The organism is Xanthomonas sp. (genome assembly GCF_017163755.1).
Taxonomy (GTDB): domain Bacteria; phylum Pseudomonadota; class Gammaproteobacteria; order Xanthomonadales; family Xanthomonadaceae; genus Xanthomonas_A.
Window position 1 is genome coordinate 20,619 of the sequence record NZ_JAFIWC010000045.1, and the last position, 7,106, is coordinate 27,724.

Sequence of the window (7,106 nt, forward strand, 5' to 3'; positions counted from 1 at the left end):
CCGGATGCTGGTGTCGCGTGCGAGCTGCGCATCTTCGCGGCCCACTCCATGCATTCCTGGACGACTCAACTCCGACAATCGCTCTATTTGTCACCCAAGTCCTGGCCTATCGTGGGCATACCCGGGATAGGACGACTTTCATGGACGCACCAGATACCATCGCAAGCACGCCCTCTGCCCTGGAACAGGCGCACCCAACGCCGAGGAAGATCGTCTTTCGGACTCGCGGAAGCAGCCACGGACCGATTACCCGTTTGGTAAGCCCGTCCGATCTTGGTCAACTGCTCAAGCCGTTCGTTTTCCTGGATCTGTTCGACACGAGGGAGTTGACGTCATTCCCCAAGTTCGGCTGGCACCCGCATTCGGGCATCGCGACCTTCACTTTCCTCCATGAAGGGGAAGTCGCCTATTCCGACTCAACCGGCAAGAGCGGGATCCTGCCCGAAGGTGGCGTCGAATGGATGCGGGCAGGCAATGGCGTGTGGCACACGGGCGCCCCGGTGGGCGACGAACCCAAGCTGGGCTTCCAACTGTGGGTGGCCTTGCCGCCCGCTGAGGAGAACGCGCCACCGGAGAGCATCTACCTCGGTCCATCGCAGGTTCCCCAACAAGGACCTGTCCGGGTGCTGCTCGGCTCGCACGAGGGTGCACGCAGCGAGATCCCGGCGCCAGGTGACATGACCTATCTGGGCGTCAAGCTGCGCGCTGGGCAGGAATGGACATTTACCCCGAATGCCCGGCATCGGGTGGGCTGGCTGGCCGTCGCAACGGGCAGGTTGCGAGCCGGGGAACAAGTGACCGCGGGCGAGTTGGTGATCTTTGCCGACGCGGAGCAACCGATTCATATCGCAGCAGACGAAGATACTGCGTTCGTCATGGGTTCGGCCGTGCGCCATCCGTACGACCTGTGGCTCGGCAACTACTCCGTCCATACCAGCAAGGAACGGCTGGCCCAAGGCGAGGCCGAGATCCGCAGGTTGGGAATCGCTCTGCGAGACGAGGGCCGCTTCAAGTCAGCGGACTAGGGCCAGCGCTTCCCTGGAGTGGGGAACGGGTGCTGGCGTCGGGGACGAAAGTCGCGCCGCCACCAGGTCGATGAACAGGGAAACCGCCAACGGAAGATGTTTGCGGCTTGGATAGAGAACGTTCAAGCCGTAGCCAGTGCTCCAGTATTCGCCAAGCACGGCCAACAACAGGCCCGATTCGAGATCAGCCTTGATTACCGGATGAGGAAGCAGGGCGATGCCCAAGCCTTCAATCGCCGCGCTTCTCAGAGTCTGGACCGAATTGCCACTGACCCTGATCGGCATGCGTATCTGCACAGCCTGCTGTGCCTCGCTCGACAGGCGCCAGCTGGCATAGCCCCCGGCACGAGGAAAACTCACCGCGTGATGGCCTTCCAGCGCTTCCGGGCTGGAAGGTGCTCCGAGGGCATTCAAGTAACCGGCACTGGCCACCAGACGATTCTTGCCGGGGCTCACCAACTGGCGCCCGACATAGCCCGAGTCCTCGAGCACGCCCCCGCGAAACGCCACGTCGATCCGCTCGGAAATCAGCTCCGGTTTCTCATCGCTCAGCACGAAGTCCAAGCGCACATGTGGGTGTTGCAGGAGAAACTCCGCTACCCAGGCCATCTTGAAGTGGTCAAAGAAATCCGAGGGTGCTGCGATACGGACCCATCCCGAAGCCTGCTCACTCCCCCTCATCACCTCGCGACCGGCGTCCACCAGTCCGTCCACTTGGACCACGCAGCGCTCGTAGAAGGATTTGCCGGCGTTGGTGAGGGTTAGCTGCCGCGTGGAGCGCTGCATCAGCCGCGTGCCGATGCGGTCTTCGAGCTGTTGGACGCGCCGGCTGAGCGTGTTGGCCGGCACGCTCGTCTGTCGCGCCGCCGCAGCGAAGCTTCCGTGCCGCACGACTTCAACAAAGATGGCCACGTCATTCAGATCGAGCATGGGGGCTCCGGTGTGCAGGTCGAGCCGTTACCACGAGAACTTCGTTTCCAATCGCACGTAGTCGCTATCGCGCGCTCCCGCGGAGCGCAAGGCCGAGCCCACGTTGTATCTCACCACTTCCATCGAGCTCGAAAGCGCGGGTGCGAACCTGTAATCGGCCCTCAGTTGGGCATAGGCGCCGGTCCACGAGCCACCTCGACCAGCCGTTCCGGCAACGGGGAGGCTGGGGAGCGTATAGACGGCATCGTTTGTCGTGTGGCGCCACAGCGCGCCTATGCCCGCTGTCAGCGTGGTGGCGGCAGTCGCATTGAACGACAGCGAAGGCTTGAGATGGATCAGGTTCGAGTATCCGGTGTGCCCGCCCAGCGAAAAGTAGAAGCCATTCGGGAACAGCGGATTGAGCGTCCCGACGCTGCCGTCGCCCGCACGGCGATCGCCGGAGGCCACGTCGAACTGCAATCCGATCCTTGGCGACCAGCCTGTTCCACTGGACGTGTAGCCAGCGCGCGCGCCCAGGGCCCAAGCGGACACGTCCGCGCGCCCCACATTGCCGAACTGTCCCATGGCCTCAATGTCCCAATCGAAGGGCGCTCGGAACCCAACGAAGCGCAGGTCGACGACCCGTCTTTGTTCTTTTCCGGAGGCGTCCAGGTAGCTGGCGTTCTTTCGCTGATACAACGCGTAGTAGCCCGTCAGCTCTGCGTTGCTCGATACTTGACGCTCCAGGCGGATGCCGGAGAACCGGATGTCGCCGGTCGATGTGTCGTCGAATGGCCGGCGATCCGTGTATTCGACCGGCTGGCTCATGAGGGCATAGGCCCGCCAGCCGGGTGTTTCCCACCCTGCCCAGACGGCATCGAAAGACTGGCGTACATTTGGACCATCACGAGAAGACATGAAACGCTGCAGATCGAACGCGATGTCCTGGCGCCCGACCCTGGCTTTCAAGACGCCGCTGCTCAACGCCCGCGAATAGCCCAGGAAGGCGAGCCTGAGATCCAGCCTGTTTGCATCCGTGCTGCCGACCGCCTTCTTGTCGAAGGCCCTTACGTCCTCCACCTGTGCGAACACCTGCCACTGCGCGTCGAGGCGCGCGTCGACATGGAACTGCGCCCGATGCAGCCAGTAGGCATCGCTTGGACTGGTCGCTACGGTGCCCAGCGCAGGCGCGTCGCTGGATTCAAAGATCTCGCGCAATGTCAGGCCGAATGAAAGATAGCGATCAGGATCGCTGCCGGAGAGGGGGACGTATTTCAGGCCGTCCAATGCACGGGTGCGGTTGCCAGGATCGGCCAGCGGGGACCAGTCTTCCCGCCAACGATCGGCATGGATCACAGGCCGCTCCGCCTGCGCTGGCTCCCGATCTTCGGCCATGGCCGGGCGCAGCTCGAGGCATCCGACAAGCGCGAGGGCCGACGACAGGAGTGTCCTGGCGCTGCCTGTCCGCCCGACGCCGAGCCTGCTCAGGTCTTGGGGCTTCAGACAACTGCGCCATCGGGCCCCGGGCTCAAGAAGCCCTTCTCCGGAAGGTCCCATCATCAATCGCCCGACGTGCTGCCCGATAGAGCCCATTTCCCGTTCAACGAAGACATCCTGTGGTGAGTGGATACGCGGGATGACGGGCCACGTGGGACCCGGTCTCCGCCACGAACCTTGTCATCCCGCGGCACGATGCGGTAGCACCGTTTGCCGTGCAGCTGTGTCCCGCGAACCGGAACGCCGGAGCGGACGGATCTGTGTCAGGCTTTGATGCATAGCGGGGAACGCCAAGATGGATCTCGACGACCTGATGACCTTCGTGGAATTGGCCGACGCCGGTGGCTTGTCGGCGGCGGCGCGTCGGCTTGGGGTCGCCAAGTCGATCGTCAGCCGGCGCCTGGCGCGAATGGAATCGGAGCTGGGCGTTCAGCTGCTGGCGCGCACCACGCGCGGTGCCGCCCTCACCGAAGCGGGCATCGCCTTCCGCGAGCACGCGGCCCGCGCCTGCGCGGAGATCGACACGTTCCGGGAGACCCTGCTGCCCGAGGGCGATCTGCGCGGCCGCCTGCGTGTGGCCGCGCCGCTGTCGTTCGGCCCCGCACATTTCGCCCCGGTGTTCACGGAAATGGCGCGGCGACATCCGCAACTGCACCTCCAAACCGTCTACAGCGACCGCTTCGTCGACGTCATTGGCGAGGGCTTCGATTGCGCGATCCGGATGGGATATCTGCCGGATTCCAATCTGGTGGCCCGCCGCGTCGGCCCCATCTACGGGAAGCTGGTCGCGAGCCCCGCTTATATCGAGGCGCACGGCGCGCCCGACAACCCGGATGAGATCCCCGATCATCCCGCTCTCATGCAAGGCACGGAGACCTGGCAGTTCATGGACGGCGATAAGATCGTTACCGTGCGTCCGCAGGGGCGGTTCAAGGCCGACAACGCCGTCGCGCTGGTCAACGCCGCCTTGGCCGGCCTCGGCATCGCATGGCTGCCGGACGGCCTGACGCAAGAGCATGTGGCCTCCGGCGCATTGGTGCCATTGATGACCCGCTATCCCCTGCCGACGGCGGGCATCTACGTCATCCGCCCGCCTGGTCCACACCCCTCCCGCAAGGTCCGCCTGTTGACCGAACTGTTGATCGAGTGCTTTGGACAGGCGCCTCATTCGGCGAGTTCAGGCGGTTAGGCAACACAACGCCTTGGCCGCAGGCAAGCGACCTTCGCGAGGGGTGGCTGATTCTCCAATCTCTAGGCGGCCCGGGTAGCCCGGGACTGCAACGCTTTGGATCACGCGATACGCACGCAGCCGCACCATGGCGCGCGGCAGAGCCATTCGTCCATCCATGGACGAGTGCACTCCCATGCCAGCGCTTATCAAGCCGCTGTCCAAGCGCACAGAATTCTCTCTCGTCTCTTCGGCACTCGCCGTCGCGTACTTCCTTCGATCAGCAATGCCACACCATCAACATAAGGAGGCACTACCACGTGAAAGCCCTACTTGCCCTCACGATGGCGCTCATGTCGTCTGTAGTTGCCATCGCCCACGCCGCAGAAGGGAGCGTCGGTGCCGACCTGATCGTCTACAACGCGAAAATCTACACTGGCACCAAGAACCAGCCAGAAGCTTCCGCACTCGCCGTGAAGGCAGGCCGCATCTACTCCGTGGGTCTTGATGCGGACATCCTGGGCCTGAAAAGCGACAAGACCCAGCTGATCGACGCGGGTCAGAAGCGCTTGATTCCCGGGATCAACGATGCGCATACCCATGTGTTCAACGAGCGCAGCTACAACTACAACGTGAGGTGGGACGGGGTGCCAACCCTCAAGCGCGCCTTGGCCATGCTGAGCGAGCAGGCGAGGCGGACGCCACAGGGGCAGTGGGTAAAGGTCATAGGCGGCTGGACGCCGTATCAGTTCAAGGAGAACCGGTTTCCCACGATGGAGGAACTGCGCAAGGCGGTTCCGGACAGGCCCTTGATCGTGCAGTACGCCTATAACCGGGCGTTCTTGAATGATCTGGCCATGAAGGCATTCGGCGTGGGCACCGGGAAGTTCCCTGCATTGCCCGGCACCGAGTTCGAGAAAGACGCCGAGGGCAAGTTCACCGGCGTCGTGCACGGCTACACCTTCACCTTCATTTCGCTGGAATACCTGGTTCCTCAAGCCTCCCTCGACGAGCAAGTGAGCTCCATCACCAACGCCATCAATGACTTGAACCGCTTCGGCATCACGTCCATCGTGGACGCGGCCAGCCTGAGCGGGTATCCCCAGGGGCACGCGCCGCTGCAAGCCCTGATCAAGGAGAATCGGCTCAACGTCCGCTTTCCCTTTATCGATCTGCAGTTCGGCGACGAAAGCAGTCCGAGCCTGATCGATGCGCAGATCAAGGCGATCACCAGGACGGCGCCCATCAGTCCCGGCCAAAATCTGCACCCGACCTTGGCCCATGGCTACGAATACAAGGGCACCGGCGAGCTGCTCAGGATGGAGCTGCACGATCACGAGAACTTCGATCGACCGGCGTACGTCATCGATCCGGAGCTCATGCGCGCAAAGAGCGAGGAAGACATCACCAAGCTGGTGCAGCGCCGGATTCCTTTCCGCATGCATGTCACCTACAACGAGAACATCTCGCCGTTCCTGGATGCGTTGGAAAGTATCAACCGCAAGGTTCCGTTCGACGGCCTGCGCTGGAGCATCGAGCACGCCGAAACGATTTCTCCGGAGAACATCGCCCGCGTCAAGGCGCTGGGCGGCGGCGTGGCCCTGGACACCAAGATGGCGCTTCACGGCGACGGCTTCGTCAAGACCCATGGCGTGGAGAAAGCGTTGTATACGCCGCGGCTGCGGGCGCTGGTCGATAGCGGCATCCCGCTGGCCATGACGACCGATGCCTTTCGCGCGTCCACCTTCAACCCGTGGGTGGGCATAAGCTGGATGACCACCGGCAAGTCGGTATCCGGCTCCCGGATCGTGGCCGACGACAACCGGCTCAGCCGCGCCGAAGCGCTGGCATTGTTCACGATCGGCCCGGCCTGGTTTGTCCAGCAGGAGAACGAGATGGGCAAGATTGCGCCGGGCTTCCTGGCCGACTTCGCCGTGCTCGACAAGACTACTTCACCATTCCCGAGGACCAGATCAAGACCGTCTCCTCGGTGCTGACCGTGGTCGATGGGCGGGTGGTGTTCGGCGCGCAAAACTATGCCGATCTTGCTCCCAGGCTGCCGCCCACGCTTCCCGAGTGGTCGCCTGCGAAGCATTTCGGCGGCTACTACCAAACCAAGTGACTGCGGCACGCGCAAGCGGTGCTGGTAGATCGGGCGTTGCGTGCTTGTGCCTGCTCTCCCTGCGGACACCGCGCCGCGTCGGGGCTGAAGCCCCTCCCACAGTGCACCCGGCCAGCCAATCGCAAGTCTCCTGCAGGAGCGGTTTCGACTCTCCTGTAGGAGCGGTTTCAACCGCGACCAGCGCAGCGGTGGGGATGCAGATGCGGTCGCGGCTGAAGCCGCTCCTACAGTGCACCCAGCCGGCCCACCGCAAGTCCCCTGTGGGAGCGACTTCAGTCGCGACGAGCGAAGCCACGGGCCTACTGACGCCGCGCCGCGTCGGGGCTGAAGCCCCTCCCACAGTGCACCCGGCCAGCCAATCGCAAGTCTCCTGCAGGAGCGGTTT

At 63.5% G+C, this 7,106-nt stretch carries 6 protein-coding genes; 4 read left to right on the forward strand and 2 right to left on the reverse strand.

The annotated features are described in order from the left end of the window. Window positions 1–140 precede the first annotated feature (140 nt). Window positions 141–1,025, forward strand: coding sequence for a pirin family protein (locus JR065_RS20460; protein ID WP_206236327.1), 885 nt, complete (start codon window positions 141–143; stop codon window positions 1,023–1,025). Here JR065_RS20460 and JR065_RS20465 read toward each other — a convergent pair. Both JR065_RS20465 and JR065_RS20470 read right to left on the reverse strand, forming a co-directional pair. Continuing rightward, the gene (locus tag JR065_RS20465; protein WP_206236328.1) at window positions 1,014–1,955 is read right to left on the reverse strand and encodes a LysR family transcriptional regulator; all 942 of its coding nucleotides are present in this window, start codon (window positions 1,953–1,955) and stop codon (window positions 1,014–1,016) included. The two genes, JR065_RS20460 and JR065_RS20465, sit on opposite strands and share 12 nt — an antisense overlap. A gap of 27 nt (window positions 1,956–1,982) precedes the next feature. Continuing rightward, window positions 1,983–3,329 (reverse strand): alginate export family protein, encoded by a 1,347-nt coding sequence (locus JR065_RS20470; protein ID WP_206236329.1) that lies wholly within the window; start codon window positions 3,327–3,329, stop codon window positions 1,983–1,985. 397 nt (window positions 3,330–3,726) lie between these two features. Between JR065_RS20470 and JR065_RS20475 the strand changes: the two genes are divergently transcribed. The 3 genes from JR065_RS20475 (at window position 3,727) to JR065_RS21775 (ending at window position 6,721) form a co-directional block, all read left to right on the forward strand. Further along, window positions 3,727–4,620: a LysR family transcriptional regulator gene (locus JR065_RS20475; protein WP_206236330.1), complete on the forward strand. Its 894-nt coding sequence runs from the start codon at window positions 3,727–3,729 to the stop codon at window positions 4,618–4,620. Window positions 4,621–4,919: 299 nt separating this feature from the next. Then, window positions 4,920–6,596 carry an amidohydrolase family protein gene (locus JR065_RS20480; protein ID WP_206236331.1) on the forward strand — a complete coding sequence of 559 codons (1,677 nt, stop codon included), beginning with the start codon at window positions 4,920–4,922 and terminating at the stop codon, window positions 6,594–6,596. After that, window positions 6,590–6,721, forward strand: coding sequence for a hypothetical protein (locus JR065_RS21775; protein WP_277420178.1), 132 nt, complete (start codon window positions 6,590–6,592; stop codon window positions 6,719–6,721). Before JR065_RS20480 ends, JR065_RS21775 begins: the two co-directional genes overlap by 7 nt. Window positions 6,722–7,106: the final 385 nt, after the last annotated feature.

What these genes read in the sequence shown, in the direction of transcription:
- JR065_RS20460 (WP_206236327.1), top strand. Translation starts at nt 141, where the DNA reads ATGGACGCACCAGATACCATCGCAAGCACGCCCTCTGCCCTGGAACAG.
- JR065_RS20465 (WP_206236328.1), bottom strand. Translation starts at nt 1,955, where the DNA reads ATGCTCGATCTGAATGACGTGGCCATCTTTGTTGAAGTCGTGCGGCAC.
- JR065_RS20470 (WP_206236329.1), bottom strand. Translation starts at nt 3,329, where the DNA reads ATGGCCGAAGATCGGGAGCCAGCGCAGGCGGAGCGGCCTGTGATCCAT.
- JR065_RS20475 (WP_206236330.1), top strand. Translation starts at nt 3,727, where the DNA reads ATGGATCTCGACGACCTGATGACCTTCGTGGAATTGGCCGACGCCGGT.